The 20,318-nt window shown below is 68.8% G+C and carries 18 protein-coding genes; 14 read left to right on the top strand and 4 right to left on the bottom strand.

Annotated features, from left to right (window positions below):
* Positions 1 to 126: 126 nt before the first annotated feature.
* The 3 genes from glgP (at position 127) to CVO96_RS14525 (ending at position 4,124) form a co-directional block, all read left to right on the top strand.
* Positions 127 to 2,643, top strand: a complete 2,517-nt coding sequence (glgP, locus tag CVO96_RS14535; protein ID WP_103312844.1) for an alpha-glucan family phosphorylase — start codon at positions 127 to 129, stop codon at positions 2,641 to 2,643.
* 91 nt (positions 2,644 to 2,734) lie between these two features.
* Positions 2,735 to 3,118, top strand: a complete 384-nt coding sequence (pcaC, locus tag CVO96_RS14530; protein WP_165795309.1) for a 4-carboxymuconolactone decarboxylase — start codon at positions 2,735 to 2,737, stop codon at positions 3,116 to 3,118.
* Between the two features lie 133 nt (positions 3,119 to 3,251).
* Positions 3,252 to 4,124, top strand: coding sequence for an EamA family transporter (locus CVO96_RS14525; RefSeq protein WP_243398380.1), 873 nt, complete (start codon positions 3,252 to 3,254; stop codon positions 4,122 to 4,124).
* Between the two features lie 39 nt (positions 4,125 to 4,163).
* On the opposite strand, the gene CVO96_RS14520 is transcribed toward CVO96_RS14525, so the two are convergent.
* The gene (locus CVO96_RS14520) at positions 4,164 to 5,777 is read right to left on the bottom strand and encodes an ABC transporter ATP-binding protein (RefSeq protein WP_103312842.1); all 1,614 of its coding nucleotides are present in this window, start codon (positions 5,775 to 5,777) and stop codon (positions 4,164 to 4,166) included.
* Between the two features lie 97 nt (positions 5,778 to 5,874).
* On the opposite strand from CVO96_RS14520, the gene CVO96_RS14515 reads away from it, so the two are divergent.
* Positions 5,875 to 6,699, top strand: coding sequence for a phosphatase PAP2 family protein (locus CVO96_RS14515; protein ID WP_103312841.1), 825 nt, complete (start codon positions 5,875 to 5,877; stop codon positions 6,697 to 6,699).
* A 143-nt stretch (positions 6,700 to 6,842) separates the two neighbouring features.
* On the opposite strand, the gene CVO96_RS14510 is transcribed toward CVO96_RS14515, so the two are convergent.
* Positions 6,843 to 7,169: an HNH endonuclease gene (locus CVO96_RS14510; protein ID WP_103312840.1), complete on the bottom strand. Its 327-nt coding sequence runs from the start codon at positions 7,167 to 7,169 to the stop codon at positions 6,843 to 6,845.
* A gap of 27 nt (positions 7,170 to 7,196) precedes the next feature.
* Positions 7,197 to 8,228 (bottom strand): DUF1517 domain-containing protein, encoded by a 1,032-nt coding sequence (locus tag CVO96_RS14505; protein ID WP_103312839.1) that lies wholly within the window; start codon positions 8,226 to 8,228, stop codon positions 7,197 to 7,199.
* A gap of 269 nt (positions 8,229 to 8,497) precedes the next feature.
* On the opposite strand from CVO96_RS14505, the gene CVO96_RS14500 reads away from it, so the two are divergent.
* The 7 genes from CVO96_RS14500 to infB all read left to right on the top strand — a co-directional run bounded on the left by CVO96_RS14500 (position 8,498) and on the right by infB (position 15,137).
* Entirely contained in the window at positions 8,498 to 8,887 is a 390-nt protein-coding gene (locus tag CVO96_RS14500) for a hypothetical protein (RefSeq protein WP_103313521.1), read from the top strand.
* Between the two features lie 91 nt (positions 8,888 to 8,978).
* Entirely contained in the window at positions 8,979 to 9,668 is a 690-nt protein-coding gene (locus tag CVO96_RS14495; RefSeq protein ID WP_103312838.1) for a desiccation-associated late embryogenesis abundant protein, read from the top strand.
* A 138-nt stretch (positions 9,669 to 9,806) separates the two neighbouring features.
* A complete protein-coding gene (locus tag CVO96_RS14490) occupies positions 9,807 to 10,424 on the top strand; it encodes a septum site-determining protein MinC (RefSeq protein WP_103312837.1) in 618 nt (205 codons plus the stop codon).
* 671 nt (positions 10,425 to 11,095) lie between these two features.
* A complete protein-coding gene (gene rimP, locus CVO96_RS14485) occupies positions 11,096 to 11,560 on the top strand; it encodes a ribosome maturation factor RimP (protein ID WP_103312836.1) in 465 nt (154 codons plus the stop codon).
* A gap of 55 nt (positions 11,561 to 11,615) precedes the next feature.
* Positions 11,616 to 12,803 (top strand): transcription termination factor NusA, encoded by a 1,188-nt coding sequence (gene nusA, locus CVO96_RS14480; RefSeq protein ID WP_103312835.1) that lies wholly within the window; start codon positions 11,616 to 11,618, stop codon positions 12,801 to 12,803.
* 2 nt (positions 12,804 to 12,805) lie between these two features.
* Complete coding sequence (locus CVO96_RS14475; protein WP_103312834.1) at positions 12,806 to 13,090, top strand: YlxR family protein; 285 nt, start codon at positions 12,806 to 12,808, stop codon at positions 13,088 to 13,090.
* Positions 13,091 to 13,145: 55 nt separating this feature from the next.
* Positions 13,146 to 15,137 carry a translation initiation factor IF-2 gene (gene infB / locus CVO96_RS14470; protein WP_103312833.1) on the top strand — a complete coding sequence of 664 codons (1,992 nt, stop codon included), beginning with the start codon at positions 13,146 to 13,148 and terminating at the stop codon, positions 15,135 to 15,137.
* Positions 15,138 to 15,223: 86 nt separating this feature from the next.
* Here the strand turns inward: infB and CVO96_RS14465 are convergent, their stop codons facing one another.
* Positions 15,224 to 15,772, bottom strand: coding sequence for a hypothetical protein (locus CVO96_RS14465; RefSeq protein WP_103312832.1), 549 nt, complete (start codon positions 15,770 to 15,772; stop codon positions 15,224 to 15,226).
* A 397-nt stretch (positions 15,773 to 16,169) separates the two neighbouring features.
* Between CVO96_RS14465 and CVO96_RS14460 the strand changes: the two genes are divergently transcribed.
* The 3 genes from CVO96_RS14460 (at position 16,170) to argC (ending at position 20,067) form a co-directional block, all read left to right on the top strand.
* Positions 16,170 to 16,523 (top strand): hypothetical protein, encoded by a 354-nt coding sequence (locus CVO96_RS14460; RefSeq protein WP_103312831.1) that lies wholly within the window; start codon positions 16,170 to 16,172, stop codon positions 16,521 to 16,523.
* 65 nt (positions 16,524 to 16,588) lie between these two features.
* Positions 16,589 to 18,904, top strand: a complete 2,316-nt coding sequence (gene secD / locus CVO96_RS14455) for a protein translocase subunit SecD (protein WP_103312830.1) — start codon at positions 16,589 to 16,591, stop codon at positions 18,902 to 18,904.
* A 113-nt stretch (positions 18,905 to 19,017) separates the two neighbouring features.
* Positions 19,018 to 20,067 carry an N-acetyl-gamma-glutamyl-phosphate reductase gene (argC, locus tag CVO96_RS14450; RefSeq protein WP_103313520.1) on the top strand — a complete coding sequence of 350 codons (1,050 nt, stop codon included), beginning with the start codon at positions 19,018 to 19,020 and terminating at the stop codon, positions 20,065 to 20,067.
* Positions 20,068 to 20,318 lie beyond the last annotated feature (251 nt).

Below are 20,318 nucleotides of genomic sequence, written 5' to 3'. Positions count from 1 at the left end.
CGGCCAGGCGGCCACACGGCCCCCCCGGCACCCCCGCCTCCTGTCCATACAGGGGGAGTTTTTACCGCTGTAAGCACTGTTCATCAACCTGTCATGGATTGGGGGGCTGGTGTAAGCTCTGCGGGTATGAACGTCATCGGGAAAGTCACTGTGCTGCCTCAGCTGCCGCCCGCCATCGCGCGGCTGTCCGAGCTGGCTTACAACCTCTACTGGTCGTGGACGCCCCACGCCCAGGAGCTGTACCGCGAACTGGACTGGGAAAGTTGGGAGCGCTTCCAACACAACCCGGTGAGAACCCTGCTGGAAGTGCCCCAGGCCCGCCTGGAGGAGCTGGCCGCCGATCCGGCCTACCTGCGGCGCTACGCCGGGGTGATGGCCGACTTCGACGCCTACATGGGCCAGACGGACACCTGGGCCCGCCGCCACGCGCCCGCCATGAAGCCCGTGGCCTATTTCTCGATGGAATACGCCTACCACGAGTCGCTGCCGATCTACTCGGGCGGCCTGGGCGTGCTGGCCGGCGACCACTGCAAGAGCGCCTCCGACCTGGGCATCCCCTTTACGGCGGTGGGGATGCTGTTCCACCAGGGCTACTTCCGGCAGCTGTTCGACAAGGACGGCTGGCAGACCGAGGCCTACGACGAGCTGGATCTGACCACCCTGCCCATCACGCCGGCCACCACGGCCAGCGGCGAGGAAGCGCGCGTCAAGGTGCGGATCGGCACGCGCGACGTGCATGTGCGTGTGTGGTCGCTGAACGTGGGGCGTATCCGGGTGCTGCTGCTGGACGCCAACGTGCCCGAGAACAGCGAGGACGACCGCAAGCTGACCGCCCGCCTCTACGGCGGCAACCAGGAACTGCGCGTGCAGCAGTACCTCCTGCTGGGGGTGGCGGGCATCCGCGCCCTGAGGCTGCTGGGCGTGCCGGCCGAGGTCTACCACATGAACGAGGGCCACGCCGCGCTGCTGGGCCTGGAGCGCATCCGCGAGGCCGTGGCGGCCGGGCTCGACTTCCGCGCGGCGGTTGAGAGCGTGGCCAGCTCCACCCTGTTCACCACCCACACCCCGGTCGCCGCCGGCAACGACGCCTTCTCGTACGAGATGATGGACCGCTACATGGCCAAGTGGCCGGGGCTGCTGAACGTCAGCCGCGACGAGCTGTACGCGCTGGCCGAGCACGAGCAGGTCTGGGACAACCACCTCGTGCCCACCTTCTCGATGACCGTCTTCGCGCTGAACATGAGCCGCGCGGCGAACGGCGTCTCGGAGCTTCACGGCGAGGTGTCCCGCAAGATGTGGAACTTCCTCTACGAGGGCGCCCGCCCCGAGGAGGTGCCCATCGGGCACGTGACCAACGGCGCGCACAACCTGACCTTCACCTCGCAGCCCATGCGCAACCTTCTCTCGACTGTGCTGCCCACCGACTGGACGCAGCGCCTGGAGGACGAGGCCATGTGGGGCGCCGTGGAGGGGCTGACCGACGCCCAGCTGCAGGGCGTCCAGCTCGCCATGAAGAGCGAGATGATCCGCTTCGTGCGCTCGCGGATGCGCGACCAGATGATCCGCAACGGGGCCTCGGCCGCCGACGTGGCCGCCACCGACACGCTGATGAGCGAGAACGCCCTGACCATCGGCTTCGCGCGCCGATTCGCCACCTACAAGCGCGCCACGCTGCTGTTCCGCGACAAGGCGCGCCTGAGCCGCATCGTGAACAATCCGGAGCGGCCCGTGCAGTTCGTGTTCGCCGGCAAGGCTCACCCCGCCGACAACCCCGGCAAGGCCTTCATCCAGGAGATCTACAAGGTGTCGCAGGAACCCGAGTTCCGCGGCAAGATCGTGATCCTGGAAAACTACGACATGAACGTGGCCCGCCACCTCGTGCAGGGCGTGGACATCTGGCTGAACAACCCGCGCCGCCCGCTGGAGGCCTCGGGCACCAGCGGCATGAAGGCCAGCTTCAACGGCTCGCCCAACTTCAGCGTGCTGGACGGCTGGTGGCGTGAGGGCTGCGACGGCACCAACGGCTGGCCCATCGGCGAGGAGCGCGAGTACGCTGACCTGAACGTGCAGGACGACGCCGACGCCTACAGCCTGTACCAGACCCTGGAGAGCGAGATCGTGCCGCGCTACTACGGCACCCTGGCCGGCGCGGAGTCGTGGGCGCACACGGTACGCCGGTCCATCGAGACCGTCAGCCCGCGCTTCTCCATGCAGCGTCAGGTCATCGATTACGTGCAGAAGTACTACATTCCGGTGGGTGAACGCGGCGCCCAGGTGGCGGCCGACCACGCCCGGCGTGCCCGCGAGATCGCCGGCTGGAAGACCTGGGTGCGCCAGCAGTGGCCCTACACCAGCATCAGCGCCCAGGCGACGCTGCCCGCCACCAGCCAGCCCGGCCAGACCGTGCCCGTGACCGCCCAGGTGAACTCGGCCGGGATCAACCTGGACGACCTGCGGGTCGAGGCCGTGCTGGAGCGCTCCGGCCATGTCACGCGGGTGCCGCTGCGGAGCCAGGGCAACGGAGCCTTCTGCGCCGACGTGCCCCTGAACGACAGCGGCCTGTACTCGGTGGGCGTGCGGATGGTGCCGGTGCTGGGTGGCCTGAGCAACGAGCTGGAAGCCGGCCTGATCAAGTGGGCGTGAAGGGCTGACGGCAGGCTGGATGTGGACGGGCGCCAACTGCGCCCGTCCATTCTTTTGTGGTGCTGGGACACGATCCGGCGTAGCCTGCCCCATGGACGATATGTTCGAGAAGGGCCGGCGCAAGCGCTCGCAGGTCATGGGGGCCGAGTTCGTGGAACGGGCGCTGGGGGGGCCGCCGGACGCCTTCGGGGCGGACTTCCAGCGCTTCCTGACCGAGTATGCCTGGGGCGCCGTGTGGGGCCGCGGGAACCTGACGGATCGCGAGCGGCACATGATCACCCTGGGCATCCTGGCCGCGCTGGGCCGCGAGAAGGAGCTGGAGGGCCATATCCGCGCCACGGCCAATACCGGCGTCAGCGAGCGCGACCTGAGCGACGTGCTGCATCAGGTGGCCGTGTACGCGGGCGTACCGGCGGGCCTGAGCGCCCTGAATACGGCCAGGCGCGTGTTCGCTCAGAGGGACGGCGAGGGCTGAGGCGAACCGCCAGGGGCTGAGCGCTCCCCCTCGGGGCAGGACGAGCCATCCGGGGCGCCTGACCTGAGGCACAGGGCTCGACGCGGCCCTTCCCGACCCCCCTGTTCCATCCGCCGTGCATACTGACCACCCGATGCCCCGGGTCGCCCTTCCTCCCATCCCCTCCCTGCTGCTGGCCATGCTGAGCATCCAGGGCGGCGCCGCCTTCGCCAAGACGCTCTTCCCGGCGCTGGGGGCGGCGGGCACGACCACGCTGCGGGTGTCGCTGGCCACCGCGATCCTGATGCTGGTGTTCCGCCCCAACCTGCGGGCACTCACGCGGGCCGACTGGCAGGCCATCGTGCCCTACGGCGCCGCGCTGGGCCTGATGAACCTGGCCTTCTACGCCTCGCTGACCTGGCTGCCGCTGGGGCTGGCGGTCACGCTGGAGTTCCTGGGGCCGCTACTGCTCTCGCTGGTGCTCTCGCGGCGCGTGGCCGATCTGGCGTGGGTGGCGCTGGCCGGGCTGGGCGTATACCTGATCACCCCGCATGGGGGCGGCGCCGGGGCCGTGTCGCCGCAGGGGGTCGCGCTGGCGCTGGGCGCGGGCGGCATGTGGGCGCTGTACATCCTGGCGGGCGGCGCGGTGGGGCGGCGGGTACCCGGCACGACCGGCGTGGTTGCGGGGATGCTGGTCGCGGCCCTGGTCACGCTGCCCTTCGGCGCGGCCCAGGCGGCGGTGGGCCTGGGCTCCGCGCCCCTGCTGGCGGCGGCCTTCGGGGTGGCGGTGCTCTCCAGCGCCCTGCCCTACACGCTGGAGATGCGCGCCCTGCGGGCCATCCCGGCCCGGATCTTCGGCGTCATGATGAGCGTGGAGCCAGCCCTGGCCGCCCTGAGCGGCCTGCTGTTCCTGGGCGAGCGGCTCACCACCGGGCAGTGGCTGGCGATGGGCTGCGTGATCGCCGCGAGCGCCGGCATCAACCTGACCAGCCCGCGGGCGCACGCCGAACCGGAGCCGCCGGACTGAGGGCATGGGCGTCCCCGACGAACTCCCTGTTCTGTGCCCTCAGTTCCGCTCGCCGCTCTCCTGCGTGGCGCTGACCTCACCGCTGCGTCCGCCGCTCGGCTGAACCCCGCCGCCGCTGCCGGTCATCAGCAGGCCGAGCTGGGTCTCGGTGGCCTGGGCCGCCTCGACCTCGCCCACGACCTTGCCCTCGTACATCACCAGAATGCGGTCCGCGAGGTTCATCACCTCGCCCAGGTCGGCGCTGATCAGCAGCACGGCCAGCCCCTGGTCGCGCGCCTCCACGATCCGGGCATGGATGAACTCGATGGCGCCGATGTCCACCCCGCGCGTCGGCTGGCTGGCGACCAGGATCCTCGGGCTCTTGCTCATCTCGCGCGCCACGATGATCTTCTGGGCATTGCCGCCAGAGTAGCGGCTGGCCTGCAGGCTGGCGCTCCGGGGCCGGACATCGTACTTCTCGCTCAGCTCGCGGGCGTTGCGGTCGATCGCCTCGAGGTCGAGCAGGCCCAGGCGACCCGCGTAGGGGGCGTTGTCGTGCTTGCCCAGGATGTAGTTCTCGGCGGTGGTCATGTCCAGCACCAGCCCGCGCTCGTTGCGGTCTTCGGGCACGTGGGCCACGCCCGCCGCCTCGACCCCCAGCACGCCGCGCGCCGACTGCCCCTGGTACAGGATGGTGCCCGTGTAGGCCTCCAGCCCGGTGATCGCCTCCACCAGCTCGCTCTGCCCGTTGCCCTCGACCCCGGCGATGCCCACGATCTCGCCGGCCCGCACCTGGAAGCTCACGTCGTCCACGGCGTTGCGGTGCTCGCCCCTGACGACCAGATGCTGCAATTCCAGGGCGACCTCGCCGGGCCGGGCCGGCGCCTTGTCCACCTTCAGGGTCACGTCGCGGCCGACCATCATGCGGGCCAGGGTGTCGGTGGTGGCGCCCTGGGCCGGAATGGTGCCGATCATCTTCCCGTCGCGGATCACGGAGATGGTGTCGGAGATGTGCAGCACCTCGTGCAGCTTGTGGCTGATGAACACCACGGCGTTGCCGCTCCTGGCGTACTGGTTGACCAGAAAGTCGAACAGTTCGTCGGTCTCGCTGGGGGTCAGCACGGCGGTCGGCTCGTCGAGGATCAGGATACGGGCGCCGCGGTAGAGCGTCTTGAGGATCTCCACCTTCTGCTGGAGGCCCACCGGCAGCTCGCCCACGATGGCGTCGGGGTTCAGGTCGAAGTTGAACTGTTTGATCAGTTCGGCCACCCGCCGCCGCGCTCCGGCGTAGTCGATCGAGGTGCCCGCCCGGGGTTCCATCCCCAGGATCACGTTCTCGGTCACGGTCAGCGGCTCGACCAGCATGAAGTGCTGGAAGACCATCCCGATCCCGCGCTTGATGGCCTCGGACGGGTCGCTCAGGTTCACGACCTCGCCGTCCACCACGATCTCGCCGCTGGTGGGGGGCTGGATGCCGTACACGATCTTCATCAGCGTGCTCTTGCCGGCGCCGTTCTCCCCACACAGGGCGTGCACGGAGCCCCAGCGCACCTGCATGGAGATATCGTCGTTGGCCAGCACCAGGGGAAACCTCTTGGTGATCCCGCGCAGTTCCAGCGCGTAGTCGGACTGGTGCCGCACCTCGCGCAGCACGTCGGCAGTGGGGGCGCTCATGGGGCCAGTGTAGCGCCCCCGCCGGCCCGGGCCGGTCAGCCGGCAGCCCACGGCAGGGGCGCTATGCCGCAGCCCGCCGCACCCTCAGAATGTGAGCATGGAATCCTTCTGGCTGGCGGTCACGACCCTGGGACGTGACGAGGTGTTCATCGTCGTGCTCGCGCTGTACACCTGGCTGGTCAATCCCCGGGGCGGCCGCACGCTGGGGGTGGCCTTTGCCACGAGCTATCTGCTCAACACGGCCCTGAAATACGGCCTGAATCTCCCCCGCCCCTTCACGGGCGACCCGGCCCTGGCCACAGAAGCGGCGCGGGCCACGGCCGGCGGGCCGGGCCTGCCGAGCGGACATACGCAGATGGCCGCGACCCTCTGGGGCGGGCTGGCCATGCAGGTGAACCGGGGCTGGATGTGGGGAGTCGCCCTGGCACTGATCGTGCTGATTTCGGTGTCGCGGCTGGCCCTGAACGTCCACTATCCGGCCGACGTGATCGTGGGCCTGCTGCTGGGCGCCGTCTTCGCGGTGGCCGCCGCACGCCCGGACGTGCCGGGGCGGGGCCTGACCCGCACCCTGCCCCCGGTGGTGATCCTGCTGGCCGCCGCCCTCCTGCCCGCCAGCGCTCCACGCGAACTGGCCGCCGGGCTGGGCCTGTTCGCTGGGTTCTGGTGGGTGCGGCCCAGCTTCATGCCGCCCACCACCGTCGCCGGCCGGATCATCGTGCCGGTGGTTGGGCTGCTGCTGGTCTTCCTGGTCTATTTCGGCCTCGCGGCCCTGCCGGCCGACCTGCGGAACCTGGGCCTGATCCGCGCCCTGCGCTACGCCCTGCTGGTGGTCGTGGCGGCCGAGGGCGTACCGGCCCTGCTGGGCCGCTGGATGCCGCGCGCCCCGATGAGTTCGGCCGCGCAGGCCTCTGTGGCCGCCTGACCTTCCCCAACACCTTCCTGAGCCACTCTTCGACAGCCTTCTATACCGAAATCCGGCTCACAGGAAGTCGGCACAGGAGCGGTCAGCGCAGACGAATCCGACAGAGAAGAATCCCACACAGACGCCTCCGGGCCATCGCCTCTCTACCGCACCCGCACGCCTTTCGAGCCGGGCTGCCGCCTGATCCAGGCCACGAAGCGCTGCACAGCCTCGTGGGCCAGCAGGGCGTCCACCGTGGTGTATTCCTGGGCGAGTTCGGCGTTGCTGAAGGTCTTGTGCAGGAACTTGTGGCAGGCCGAGCAGAGCTGCACGGTGGGCAGTTCCTGCACCTTCACGCCGCGCCGCCGCCCCTGCGAGCGGGGGATCAGGTGGTGCTCGGTCAGCGTGGGCACCTCGCGCCCACACAGGGCGCAGGTGGCGGGCGGCGCGGCGGGTGGCGGCCAGAGGGGATCGGCTTGGCGGCGGGCCATGACTGACCAGGATCGTAGGGTCTGGGGCTAGAGTTTCGTCAGCTTGGGGTACTTCTGGATGGCTTCATCCTCGCTCAGGAACTCGCCCTCCACGTCGGGGCTCCAGATCACCTCGGCGCGGATCAGGTCGCCCGGCGCGACCGCGCTGATAGCGCTCAGGGCGCTGCGGGCCTCGGCGGCGGTGGTCACCCCGGCGGGCGGCAGGGTGCCCATGGCGTGCGCCGCCACAGCGATCGTGACCGCCAGATACTGGTCGCCAGCATCCTTGTCGTAGGAATACCCGCCCTGCTGGGCAAATCCGCTGTTCGGGTCGCGGTTCTGGTAGTTGCTGGTGGTCTGATCCGTGAAGGCCGCGCGGGCCTCGGTGGCCCAGGCGCCCACCTGGCTGTCGGCGGCATTCCGGGCCCCCTGGGCGCGTTCCACGTTGCCGTAGACCCAGCGCTCCGGGTGGCGCAGGGCGACCAGGGCGGCCTCCTGCAACATGCGGGCCAGACCCTCGTTGGTGTCCGGGTCGCCCGAGCGGGCCACGCGCTGCAGGGCGCTCTTGACCTCGTCGCCCTCGGCCAGCAGGAGCTGCACGCTGACCGCCTGGGCCGTGCCGCTCAGCGAGGACAGCCCGCCCAGACCCCCGGCGAGCCCGCGGCCGCCGCCCCCGCCCAGGCTGCGGCGCATGGCGCCCACCACGCCGAAGATGACCAGTCCGAAGATGATCAGCGGCACGATGCCGAAGCCGCTCAGGCCACTCCCGCCGTAATAGCCGCCGCCCCCGTTGATGATGACCGGCCCGAAGCCGCCGCCCCCCGAGTACCCGCCCCCGCTGTAGCCGCCGCCCGAGTAGCCGCCCCCGCCGCCCCCACCGGACGAACCGCCGCTGGAGCTGCCACCGAAGCCGCCGCCGGACTGCGCGCTGGCGCTGCCGGCCAGCAGGCTCCCCAGCGTCAGGGTCAGGGCGGCCAGCACCACCAGCCACACGCGCAGCAGGGGCCAGACGTGCAACTGGGAACGTCGGGGGCGGTCTCCGGGGGAACGGAATCCAGCATCGGGCGCGGCGTGGGACATACGTGGAGTGTACGGCGCCCGGGGGCCGGGCGTTCCCGTCCTGCCGTTTACGAGCCGTTTAGGGCAGGTGGTCAGGCGCCGGCGTCCGGAGCAGGGATTCAGGAGGCTGGAGATCGGCCTGAGCCGCTCCGTCCACTCGACAGGGCCGGGTTGAACGGGGCTGGGTTGGACGGGGCCGGGCTCGACCCGATCCGGGTGGGCTGAAGATTTCCTTCTTCCGCGTGTTCCCGCTGGCCTTTCATGTCGCCGCCGGCCGGTACACTCCGGGCGTGGACACCGACCCGAGCGCGAGCACCATCAGCCTGACCGCCCAGCAATGGGACGGGTTCCTGGCGAGCCTGTACGAGCGGGACGACCGCCTGGAACTCCGCGAGGCCGGCCAGACCTACCCCCCGCTGGAGACCGTGGACGCCTACGTGATGAGCGCCCACGCCGAGGCCCTGCTGAGCGGCGAGGTCGAGGGCGACCTGTGGGGCACCCTGGAAGATATCGAGGAGACGGCCAGTTCCGACGAGGAGGCGTGGCAGCGGATCACCGACTTCTACCTCAGCCGGGGCTGCGTGCTGATCAGGATCACCGGCCTTGAAGAGCCCGAGGAGTGGATCCTGAGCGGCGATCTGGCCCGCCGCCTGGGCCTGCCAGGCGGCGCTGCCGCTTGAGCGGCAGGCGAGGCAGCGCTGGACGACCGTGTAAACCTGTTGTAAATCCCTGCTCATCCCGCTCCTTAATGGGCCGCGTAGGCTGGTTCTCATGTTTAAACGTGATGACCGACACTTCCCGATCAAACGTCTGCTGACCCTGGGGGCCCTGATCGGCGCCGGGGCGTACTACTTCAGCCGCGAGCAGAACCGCCGCGCCCTGGACGCCAAGCTGGCCGAACTGGGCCTGAAGGACGCCGCGCAGGACGTGGGCCAGAGCGTGACCAGGGGCTGGGAGAAGACCAAGGAGGCCGCCACCGCCGCCGGCTCCGCGATCGCCGATAAAGCCAGCGAGGTCAGGGACGCCGCCAGTGAAGGCACCGGGGCCGCTGTGGAGAAGGCAGTGGACAAGGCGAAGGACGTGGCCGGGGACGTCAAGACCGCTGTGGGTCAGGCCGCCGACACCGCGAAGGACGCGGCCCGTGACGCCGCCGACACCGCTGGCGATCAGGCCCAGAAGGCCGCCGCCCAGGTGAAGGACGTGGCCGCCGACGTCAAGTCTGATGTGAAGGCCGATGTGAAGGCCGGCACCGAAGAGGCGAAGGCCGCCGGACAGGATCTGGCCGCCAGCGCCCGGAGCGCCGCCAAGGACGTCAAGTCCAACATGCAGCAGACCGCCGAAGCGGCCAAGGACGACGTGCAGGGCGCCGCGAAGGACGCGGGCGACACGGCCCGCGCCGCCGCCCGCGACGTCTCGAAGGCCGCCAAGGACACCAAGCGCGACGCCGAACGCAAGATGTGATTTCCGGGCGCCCGGTCGTCTCCGGGCACGTCGGGCCTCCCACCAGGGAGGCTCTTTTTTTGGCTGGGGATGGCCCCGCCGCCGCCCGCTGGGAACGCCGCACGCTCCGGAGCGCCGCTGGACGCTAGATTAGGACTCATGAAGCTGCGCGGCACCCTGGGTGGTCTGAATCTCCTGCTGGAACCCGGCGATACCGCCCAGAGCGTGCAGGGCACCCTGGCCGCGCGAAGCGAGCTGCTCGGCAGCCACGTTACGCTGGAGATCCTGGGAGACGCCGACCCGGACGCGCTGGGGGCGGCCCTCCAGGCCATCCGGAACGCTGGAGGCACGCCGGGGCGGATCCGGGCGCCGCGCGTCACGGTGGCCGCTCCCGGCGCGGCGCCCACCGCCGTGAGTCCCCTGGACAGCGCCCGCACCGTGATCGTGCCGGGCAGCCTGCGGGCCGGCACCCGGCGCGAGTATCTGGGCAGCGTGATCGTCCTGGGCGACGTGAACCCCGGCGCCGAGGTGATCGCGGGCGGCGACGTGATCGTGGTCGGCGCGCTGCGCGGAATTGCCCACGCCGGGCAGGGAGGCTACGCCGACGCCATCGTCTGGGCGCGCCCGATCGCCAGCGCCCAGCTCCGCATCGGGGACGCCGTGGCCCGCGCCCCCGAGGGCAGCAGCCTGAGCAACATGCAGCGCCGCGAGGGGCCGCCCGTGGCCGAACTGGCGAGGCTCCACGACGGGCAGATCGTGATCGACATCCAGAAGTAGGACTGAGGGTTGGGAACCTGCAGCAGCGCCTCGTCTGGTCTCCCTGCACCGGGGCGTGATCGACCCTGTGCCTTTCAGCCCTCCCCCCCTCATGTTCGTGCGCGACGAAGGTGACACGGCAACCGCAAAGTCAGCCCAACCGGAAGTTGGAAGTTCGACAACGCTGTGGGTAGGCCCGTCTACTCCTCGGCTGTGCGAGTCTGTCACCTTCGGTACCACCACATTCTCTTCGGGCTCTGCGAGTCAGAGGCGGTCAGGAATGGCGTTTCATACGGGACTCAAGTGATGGCAAGACCTGGCTGATTCGCCACCAACAGACCCCTCACCCCAACCCTCTCCCCAGGGGAGAGGGAGGGAGCCGCAACGCGGCGGAAGGGTGAGGGGTCTCGGATGTCGCAGGATCACTTTCACTTCGTTGCAGTCGCGCTTTCTCCTGCCTCCCTATGAGGCGGCCCCGTAGAACTGCGAAGCCGCAGAGTCGTCTACAGCGGTATTGACCGCAACACATCCCTGACTGTGCCGCCGCCCTGTCGAGTGTGAGGTCAGCGCCAGCCCGATTTGACGAACGTTGTATACTGCTGGTCGGAATTCCTCGAACGGGGGGTGGGGCTGACCCACCTTTTTTCGTGGAGGGGGTGGTTTCTTGGCCGCCAGATTGGGGCCGATACAATATGAATAACAACGCAACCGACAATGTAAAGCTTCAGGAGATCGCCCAACTGGCCGCTGGCCCACTGGGCTTCGAGGTGCTGGAAGTCCAGCTCCAGACCGTGGGCGGCGACCGGATCGTGCTGGTACGCATCGACCGCCTGGACGAGCAGCCCGTGACGATGGAAGACCTGACGAAGGCCAGCCGCGCCGCCGAGGCCGAGTTCGACCTGCGCGACCCGATCCCCGGCGAGTACCGCCTGGAGTTCGAGTCGCCCGGCGCGAAACGGCCGCTGCTGCGGGCACGGCACTTCGAGCGCATGCTGGGGCTCAAGGCGAAGGTGCGCGCCGACGGCCATTCCTTCACGGCGCCCATCAAGTCCGTGTCCGGCGATCAGGTGACCTTCGACGTGAACGGCGACGACGTGACCCTGGGAGCCGGCACCTTCCAGGCGAACCTGGCCGAGTTCCCGGATCGCCACCGCTGAGGCTGGCAGCACCCCGCCGCCACACCACAAGTCATACCCAAAAAGGAAGAGTGAGATGAGCCAACCCGAGTTCAATTTCGCGGACGCCCTGCGCGAGGTGGCGCAGGCCCGCAACATCAACGAGCTGCAGCTGATCGAGGCCTTCGAGCAGTCGCTGGCGCAGGCTTACACCCGTAACGTCGAGCCCGACAAGCGCATCGAGGTTCACCTCGACCCGCAGAGCGGCGAGCTGGAAGTGCTGGTCGTGCGCGAGGTCGTGGAGAAGATCGAGGACGAGAACCTGCAGATCTCGCTGGCCGACGCGCTGGAACTGGACTCTGGCGTGGAACTGGGCATGGAGATGGAGTTCCCGGTCGAGAAGGAGAAGTTCTCGCGGATCGCTCTGCAGGCCGCCAAGCAGACCCTGACCCAGAAGATGCGCGAGACCGAGCGCAACGTGGTCTTCAACGAGTACAAAGACCGCGAGGGGCAGGTGCTGACCGCGCAGGTCGTGAGAAGCGACAACAAGGGCAACTGGTTCGTGGAGCTGGGCGCGGGCGAGGCCATCCTGCCCCCCCGCGAGCAGATCCCCGGCGAGAAGCTGACCCCCGGCAACCGCGTCAAGATCTACCTCAAGGAAGTCCGCAAGACGCCCAAGGGGCCGACCATCCTGGCCAGCCGCGCCGACGAGCGGCTGCTGGACTACCTGCTGCGCCAGGAAATCCCCGAGGTCGCCAACGGCATCGTGGAGGTCAAGGCGATCGCGCGGGAGGCCGGGCAGCGGAGCAAGGTCGCGGTGTTCAGCCATAACTCGAACGTCGATCCCATCGGCGCCTGCATCGGGCACCGCGGTAACCGCATCCAGGCCGTGACCGGCGAACTGGGCCGCGAGCGCGTGGACGTGATCCTCTGGGACGGCAACACCCGCGACTTCATCCGCAACGCGCTCTCGCCGGCCAAGGTGGGACTCATCGACGTGGCGGTGGATCGCCGCGAGGCGACCGTGACCGTCACGCCCGACCAGCTCTCGCTGGCGATCGGCAAGGGCGGGCAGAACGTGCGGCTGGCGGCCAAGCTGACCGGCTTCAAGATCGACCTGCGCGAAACCGCCGCCGTGTCCGACCTGGACGCCGCCATGCAGCAGGCGCTGCAGGACGAGCAGGGCGGCCACGACGAGCAGGGCGCCGCCAAGTCGGCCTTCGACGCGCTGTTCAAGGACAGCAAATCGGTCGCCACCGCCAGTCCGGAAGACACCCAGGAGTAACTGTGTCGGCCCCTGCTACCCCGCTCCTCCGGCACGTGCCGGAGCGGACGTGTGTGGCGTGCCGGCGCAAGCGGCCCCAGCCGGAATTCCGGCGGGTGTCGAAGGTGGACGGAACGTGGAAGCTGCTGACCGGGCCACGGTCGGGGCGGGGGGCGTATGTCTGCGCCGATTCGCCCTCCTGCTGGCAGGACAAGCGGCTGCGGCGGGCCTTCGGGGCCGCGGCGCCCGCCCTGAGTGCGCTGCTGCTGACGACCCCGCAGCCGGCTGGCCCCTTACAGGAACACTGATTTATCGCCGCGCAGCCTGCTGGATGGGCCGGCGCGGAACTCACCGGAGGTGAGCATGTCGAAAGTCCGAATTTATACCCTCGCCAAAGAAGTGGGCGTGGAGAACCACCGAATGCTGGAAATTCTCGATGGTCTGGGCGTGTCGTACAAGAGCGTCAGCTCGACCATCGAAGAGGACACCGTCGAACTCATCAAGCAGATCGTGGCGGAAGAGGGAGCGCAGGGCGCGGGCAGCGGGGCAGCGGCTGAGGCCAGCCAGGCCAGCACCAGCTCAGCCAGCACCAGTCCAGCCAATACCAGCCCCGCCCAGCCGGCCGCTGACGACGTTCAAGCGCCGACTCCCGGAGCCTCTGCCCCGGCGCCCACCGCCGCACCCGCTCCAGAGCCCAGATCCAGCGAGATGCCCGCGGCCAGCAGCTCGGCCGGAGCGCAAGGAAGTCCAGTGAGTACACCCGTCAAAGAGCGGCAGCCCGGCGAGGTTGTCCAGCCCAGCAGCATGCAGCCCGGCAACCCGCAGCCCGGCACCCCTCAGCCCGCCAGCGACGCGCCCCACCGCGCGCCGGTCGTGACCATCATGGGTCACGTCGACCACGGCAAGACCAGCCTGCTGGACTACATCCGCAAGACCAAGGTGGCGGCGGGCGAGGCCGGCGGCATCACCCAGCACGTCGGGGCCTTCGAGGCGCAGACCTCCAAGGGCCGCATCGTGTTCATCGACACGCCGGGCCACGAGGCCTTCACGACCATCCGGGCGCGCGGCGCCAACGTCGCCGACATCGCGATCATCGTGATCGCCGCCGACGACAGCCTGATGCCCCAGACCCGCGAGGCCATCGCCCACGCGCAGGCCGCCAAGGTGCCGATGATCATCGCCATCAACAAGATCGATCTGGCGCAGGCCGACCCCGACCGGGTCAAGACCGACCTGACCCAGCTCAACCTGGTGCCCGAGGAGTACGGCGGCGACCTGATCGTGGTGCCGGTCAGCGCCCGCTCGGGCGAGGGCGTGGAGGATCTGCTGGAGTACATCTCGCTGACCGCCGAACTCGAAGATCTGCGGGCCGACCCCAAGGGTGAATTCAGCGGCGTGATCATCGAGGGCAAGGTCGACAAGCAGGCCGGCGTCCTGGCGACCGTGATGGTGCAGGAAGGCACGCTGCACATCGGGGACTTCCTGGTCGTGGGCGAGAAATACGGCAAGATCAAGGCCATGACCGACAGTGCCGGCGGGCGCATCAAGAGCGCCGGCCCCAGCACGCCCGTGCAGGTGCTGGGCTTCTCCGAGGTGCCCGACAGCGGCGAGAAGGTGCGCTCGGCCAAGAACGAGCACGCCGCCCGTGAACTCGTGGAGGCCCGCGCCAGCGACCGCCGCGACACCGAGAACGCCCGCGTCCGCAGCCGCCTGACCCTGGAAGAGATGATGGGGCCGCTGGGCTCGGTTCGCACCGTGAACCTGATCCTGCGCGCCGACACCCAGGGCTCGGTGGAAGCCATCCAGGGCATCCTGGCCCGCAAGGAATCCGACGACGTGAAGCTCAACGTCATGTTCGCCGGCATCGGGTCGCCCAGCGAGGCCGACGTGCTGCTGGCCTCCACCGCCGAGGCGACCATCCTGTGCTTCAGCACCACCCCGGCGGGCGGCGTCAAGAAGATGGCCGAGGGCAAGGGCGTGGACATCAAGTCCTTCCGGATCATCTACGAGCTGATCGACGAGGTGGACCGTCTGATCAAGGGCACGACGGAGCCGGTCTTCGAGGAGAAGTACCTGGGCCGCGCCGAAGTCCGCATGATCATCAAGCATCCCAAGAGCGGCAACATCGCCGGTTCCTACGTGACCGACGGTTCTCTCAAGCGCAACGCCAAGGCCAAGGTCACGCGCGGCAAGCAGGTCGTCTACGAGGGCACCATCGTGGGCCTCAAGCGCTTCAAGGACGATGTCCGCGAGGTGCAGACCGGCTACGAGTGTGGCATCAACGTGGACTGGGACGACGTGCAGGTGGGCGACATCATCGAAGCCAGCGAAATGGTCGAGGTCGTGCAGGCCTGAGCCCGAGGGTTCGACCCTTCGAGCACAGCAGAGCAGCGACCGGGGATGTGCTCCCGGTCGCTGCTCTGCTGTCGAGAAGTTCAGGCTCAGGTTCCGTCCTCCGTCTGGGCACCGGTCTGAGGAACCGTCACACGGCCCGACGGGTCGCCCACGTCGTTGCCACTGCGGTCATGCGGGTGCGGGCCTCGCGGGCCGCCGTCCCGGCCCAGGCCCGGCCCACCGTGGCCCCGCCCCCCAAAGGCGGCGAAGGGGTGCTGCTGGAGGCGCTGCTTCATCGCGGCGGCCCGCCCGGCTGGGATATCCCCGGCCTTCACGCCCTGGTCGATGGTGGCGCTGCCGGCGGCGATGGCGGCGGCCCTGAGCTTAGGCACCGTGGTGCCCAGTTGCGCGGCGAGCTTCTGAAGGAACACGTCGGCATGATTGGTGCCACTGTTCGGCCGCATCTGACCAGGCCGGGTCTGGCCGGGCATGGTCTGACCGGGCTGGGCCGGCTGCAAGCGCTGAGCCTGGGCCGTGGGGGCGGCGGACGTGCTGGCCGCACTCTGCTGGGCAAACCCCAGACCGATGGTGAGCGGCAGGCTGGCGAAGGCGATCAGGGGCAGGCGACGGGTGTTGCGGGTCGTGTTCTCGTTCATCGGGCACTCTCCTCGTGGCGGATGGGGGTTCCATTCGTTCCACAGCTGAAGCGTGTCAGAGCGCGGTTAAGGGGGGGCTAACGGGCTGGAGGTGGTTCTGGAGGGTGTGGGGTGGCTGGCCACTGCTCATTCGGGAGGTTGATGGAACGTCCCAAGTGTCGCCGCCGCGCTTCCGCCGGATGAATCCCTCGAAATGGAGTCGAGAATGACGTGCCAGCTGGGCTTTTCCCTGTCCCCCTTCTCAGGGGACTCGCAGAACTGCGGAGCGGAGGGGTTGCCCGCAGCGTGAGCCTCGTCACCACGTCGCTGACTATGCAGTGCCGTCGACTATGCGGTCACCTTCGCCACCTCCCCCCGGTCAGAAGGCCAACATGAAGGTCTGGTATGCTGTGGCGCTTTGAGACGCCCCGGCCACATCCCTCTGGTCTCCCCGCTGTGGCAGGCGCGCCTGGCCGCGTGGCCGGGCCTGCTGACCCTGCTGTCGGTGCTGGCCGTGGTGCTGGGTACGCCCACACCCACGCCGGAGGGAAGTTCACGCCTGAGCGCCAGCAACGTGGCCCCGGCCCTGCCGGAACTGCGCGCCGCGCCTCAACCGGCGCCGGCCACACCGCTGCAGGCGCCGCCGGCCCCCGAACCCTTCCGGCTGACCCGGCCTCCGCTGGCGACTCTCCTGCCGGGCTGGTTCTGGGTCAATCCCGTGCGGCCCCTCGACCTGGCAGTGCTGGGCCGACACCAGACCGACGGTGGCTAGCGGAGGGTCTCCAGAGACCGATCTGACCCATCCGCCTGTCATTCCCACTTCAGGAGACGTTCAACGTGACCTACGGCAACAAGAACACCAACCGCAACCGGGGGGGCAACGACCGCCGCCCACCCCCACCCCGCCGCAATCCCGCGGCCAAGTCCTCGAACTCCCGCTGGACGGCCATTCTGCTGCTGCTCACGCTGCTGGCCTCGCTGGCCTACATCTGGCGGCCCTGGGAGCACCGCGACAACCTCTGGACGGTCTGGGATCCGGGCAAGTTCGAGTTCGTGACGCTGGGCCTCGACCTCAAGGGCGGCCTGCGGATCGAACTGGCGCCGGAATCGGGCACGGCCACCAAGGACGAACTCGACCGCGTGAAAACGGTCATCGAGAACCGCATCAATGCCCTGGGCGTGGCGGAACCGACCGTCACCGTCTCGGGCGGCCGGCGCGTGGTCGTGGAGATTCCCGGCGCCACGCCCGCCGTGCAGCAGCGTGCCCGCGAGATCATCCAGCGCACCGCGCGGCTGGAATTCCGCATCGTGCAGGCGAACGCCCAGCCCGATCCCACCCTGCAGTCCCAGAAACCCGAGACCGGCGGCTATACCCTGACCCAGCTCGGGCCGGTGCAGGCCACGGGTGAGGTCGTGTCCAACGCCCAGGCGGGCACCGATCAGCAGTCGGGGCGCTGGGTCGTGAACTTCCAGAACACCGACAAGGGTGCCCAGACGTTCGGTGAATTCACCGGCAAGAACGTGGGCAAACTGATGGCGGTGGTGCTGGACGACCAGATCCAGAGTGTGGCGACCATCCAGCAGCGCCTCTTCCGCGACGTGCAGATCAGCGGCTCGTTCACCGCCGAGGAAGCCAACCAGCTCGCTCTGGTGCTGAAATCCGGTGCCCTGCCCATCAAGATCAAGACCGAGGCCGAGCGCGCCATCGGGCCGACGCTGGGGGCCGATGCCATCCGCAGCGGCGCCATTGCCGCGCTGGTGGGAATCGGGCTGGTGTTCCTGATGCTGTTCTTCTACTACGGCTTCTGGTTCGGCCTGGTGGGCGCGCTGGGCCTGCTGTTCTCCAGCGTCATCATCCTGGGGATGCTGGCGGGCTTCGGCGCCACGCTGACCCTGCCGGGTATCGCCGGTCTGGTGCTGACCATCGGGGCGGCGGTCGACGGCAACGTGATCTCCTTCGAGCGAATTAAAGAAGAGCTGACCGGCGGCAAGGGCATCAAGAACTCCATCCAGGCCGGCTACGAACACTCCACCGCCGCGATCCTCGACGTGAACGCCTCGCACCTGCTGTCCGCGCTGGCGCTGTACAACTACTCCACCGGGCCGGTGAAGGGCTTCGCGGTCACGCTGATGATCGGCGTGGTGGCCTCCACCTTCTCCAACCTGGTGTTCGCCAAGTGGTTCCTGGGGTGGCTGGCCCAGCGCAAGCCCACCATGACGGCGCCGAACTGGATCAAGCGCACCAATATCGACTTCATCAAGGCCGCGCCCATCGTCACCACGGCCTCGGTGCTGCTGGCGCTGGCCGGGCTGGGCGTCCTGGGGTCGCGCGGCCTGAATTACGGCGTGGACTTCATCTCGGGCACGACCGTGACCCTCAAGACCGCCGGCACGACGACCACCGAGCAGGTACGCACGGCGGTGGCGGGCGCCGGTGTGGCGAAGGTCACCGAACAGAGCGCCGTCATCCAGCGCGACATCACCCCCACCCTGAGCGGCGCGCAGTACACCATCAAGGTGCCCGAGCTGACCACCGCCGAGGCCACCCGCCTGGAGACGGCGGTCGCCAAACTGCCCGGCGGTCAGGTGCAGGCCCGCGAAACGGTCGGCCCGGCGGTGGGCAAGGAGCTGACCGACAAGACCATCAAGGCCGTGCTGCTGGGCATGGCGCTGATCCTGATCTACGTGGGCTTCCGCTTCGACTTCATCATGGGCCTGGGCTCGATCGTGGCGGTGGTGCACGACGTCGGCATCGTGATGGGCCTGTACTCGCTGCTGGGGCTGGAGTTCACGATCGCCACGGTGGCGGCGGTGCTCACCCTCATCGGGTATTCGCTGAACGACTCGATCATCGTCTCCGACCGCATCCGCGAGAACATCAAGGAAATGCGCGGCCAGAGCTACCGCGAAATCGTGAACACCTCGATCAACCAGACCCTCTCGCGCACCATCATGACCTCGGTCAGCACCATGCTGCCGCTGGTGAGCCTGCTGATCTTCGGCGGCCCGGTGCTGCGCGACTTCAGCATCATCCTGCTCGTGGGCATCATCATCGGTACGTACTCCTCGATCTACATCGTGGCGCCGCTGGTCGTGTACTTCGAGGAATGGAACCGCAAACGCAAGGCCGGTGGCCAGCCCGCCAAAGCCTGAGCCTCCCCTGATCCGAGCCCGCCCCACCTTCGGGGCGGGCTTTTCAATTGCCATTATTCGTGGGCTTAGACAGATCAGGTGAATAGTCGTCAGGGAACGCTATGCTGCCCGTCATGACTGCATCCGAGACACTCAGCGTCGCCATCGTGGGCGGCAGCGGCTACGCGGGCGGGGAATTCCTGCGTCTGGCCCTGAACCACCCGAACCTGGACGTGACCCAGGTGACCAGCGAGCGCTCCGCCGGCACCCCCGTGAGCCTGATCCACCCCAACCTGCGCGGCCGCACCACCCTGAAGTTCAGGAAGGCCGCCGAGCTGGACGAGGCCGACGTGATCGTGCTGGCGCTGCCCCACAACTCCGCTGCCAAAAGGATCGCGGAGTTCGAGGCGAAGGGCCGGATTCTGATCGACCTGTCGGCCGACTTCCGCCTGAAAGACCCCGAGGTCTACCGCCGGGTGTACGGCGAGGATCACCCGGCGCCGGAAAAGCTGGGCGAGTGGGTGTACGGCAATCCCGAACTGCATCGCGACGAGCTGGTCGGCGCGACCCGCATCGCCTGCGCGGGCTGTTTCGCCACCTCGGTGATTCTGGCCCTGTATCCGCTGCTCAAGCTGGGTGTGCTGCTGCCGAAGGATGTGATCGCCACGGGGCTGGTCGGGTCGTCGGCGGCCGGGGCCAGCGCGAGCGACTCCTCGCATCACCCCGAGCGGGCGGGTAGCCTGCGGGTGTACAAGCCGGTCGGGCACCGGCACACCGCCGAAGCCGTGCAGGAACTGCCGGGCAATTTCCCGATCCACCTGACCGCCATCTCCACCCCCCGCGTGCGCGGCATCCTGACCACCATCCAGGCCTGGGTGCCCGACGGCTGGAGCGACCGCGACGTCTGGACGGCCTACCGCGAGGTCTACGGCACCGAGCCCTTCATCCGCATCGTGAAGGTCGCGCGGGGGCTCCACCGCTACCCCGACCCGATGCTGCTCGACGGCACCAACTACTGCGACATCGGCTTCGAGATGGATCAGGACACCGGGCGCGTGGTGCTGATGAGCGCCATCGACAATCTCGTCAAGGGCACCGCCGGGCACGCCATCCAGAGCCTGAACATCGCGCAGGGCTGGCCGGAGACGACGGGGCTGGAGTTCGCGGGGCTGCACCCGGTCTGAGCGGGGCGGGAAGGTGATGCAGGAGGTTCGGGTCGTTCAGGGCAGGAAATGGGCGTCGGCCGATTCGCGCTGCCGTGAGCCGCGTCGGTTCGACTGGGATTCAATAGCCAACATCGGGCGTTACAGAGGCGAGGTGGGACAGGCATCGTCAACAGTGCGGACACCCAGCCGACCTACAGGCGCCCTCCGTCCAGGGCACACTGGCAGTCGGCCCCAACAATCTGCCGACAAAAAGCAGGACTATAGGCTTT

This window comes from Deinococcus koreensis (assembly GCF_002901445.1).
Lineage (GTDB): Bacteria > Deinococcota > Deinococci > Deinococcales > Deinococcaceae > Deinococcus > Deinococcus koreensis.
The sequence above is the reverse complement of the archived record's forward strand: the minus strand, read 5'-3'. Positions and strand labels throughout refer to the sequence as shown.

Bases quoted from the DNA above. Each gene is read 5' to 3' on its own strand.
- infB (WP_103312833.1), top strand. From the start codon at position 13,146: ATGTCGAAAGTCCGAATTTATACCCTCGCCAAAGAAGTGGGCGTGGAG.
- pcaC (WP_165795309.1), top strand. From the start codon at position 2,735: ATGGACGATATGTTCGAGAAGGGCCGGCGCAAGCGCTCGCAGGTCATG.
- CVO96_RS14505 (WP_103312839.1), bottom strand. From the start codon at position 8,228: ATGTCCCACGCCGCGCCCGATGCTGGATTCCGTTCCCCCGGAGACCGC.
- CVO96_RS14515 (WP_103312841.1), top strand. From the start codon at position 5,875: ATGGAATCCTTCTGGCTGGCGGTCACGACCCTGGGACGTGACGAGGTG.
- CVO96_RS14525 (WP_243398380.1), top strand. From the start codon at position 3,252: ATGCCCCGGGTCGCCCTTCCTCCCATCCCCTCCCTGCTGCTGGCCATG.
- CVO96_RS14520 (WP_103312842.1), bottom strand. From the start codon at position 5,777: ATGAGCGCCCCCACTGCCGACGTGCTGCGCGAGGTGCGGCACCAGTCC.
- CVO96_RS14495 (WP_103312838.1), top strand. From the start codon at position 8,979: ATGTTTAAACGTGATGACCGACACTTCCCGATCAAACGTCTGCTGACC.
- CVO96_RS14490 (WP_103312837.1), top strand. From the start codon at position 9,807: ATGAAGCTGCGCGGCACCCTGGGTGGTCTGAATCTCCTGCTGGAACCC.
- nusA (WP_103312835.1), top strand. From the start codon at position 11,616: ATGAGCCAACCCGAGTTCAATTTCGCGGACGCCCTGCGCGAGGTGGCG.
- rimP (WP_103312836.1), top strand. From the start codon at position 11,096: ATGAATAACAACGCAACCGACAATGTAAAGCTTCAGGAGATCGCCCAA.
- CVO96_RS14465 (WP_103312832.1), bottom strand. From the start codon at position 15,772: ATGAACGAGAACACGACCCGCAACACCCGTCGCCTGCCCCTGATCGCC.
- CVO96_RS14510 (WP_103312840.1), bottom strand. From the start codon at position 7,169: ATGGCCCGCCGCCAAGCCGATCCCCTCTGGCCGCCACCCGCCGCGCCG.
- argC (WP_103313520.1), top strand. From the start codon at position 19,018: ATGACTGCATCCGAGACACTCAGCGTCGCCATCGTGGGCGGCAGCGGC.
- glgP (WP_103312844.1), top strand. From the start codon at position 127: ATGAACGTCATCGGGAAAGTCACTGTGCTGCCTCAGCTGCCGCCCGCC.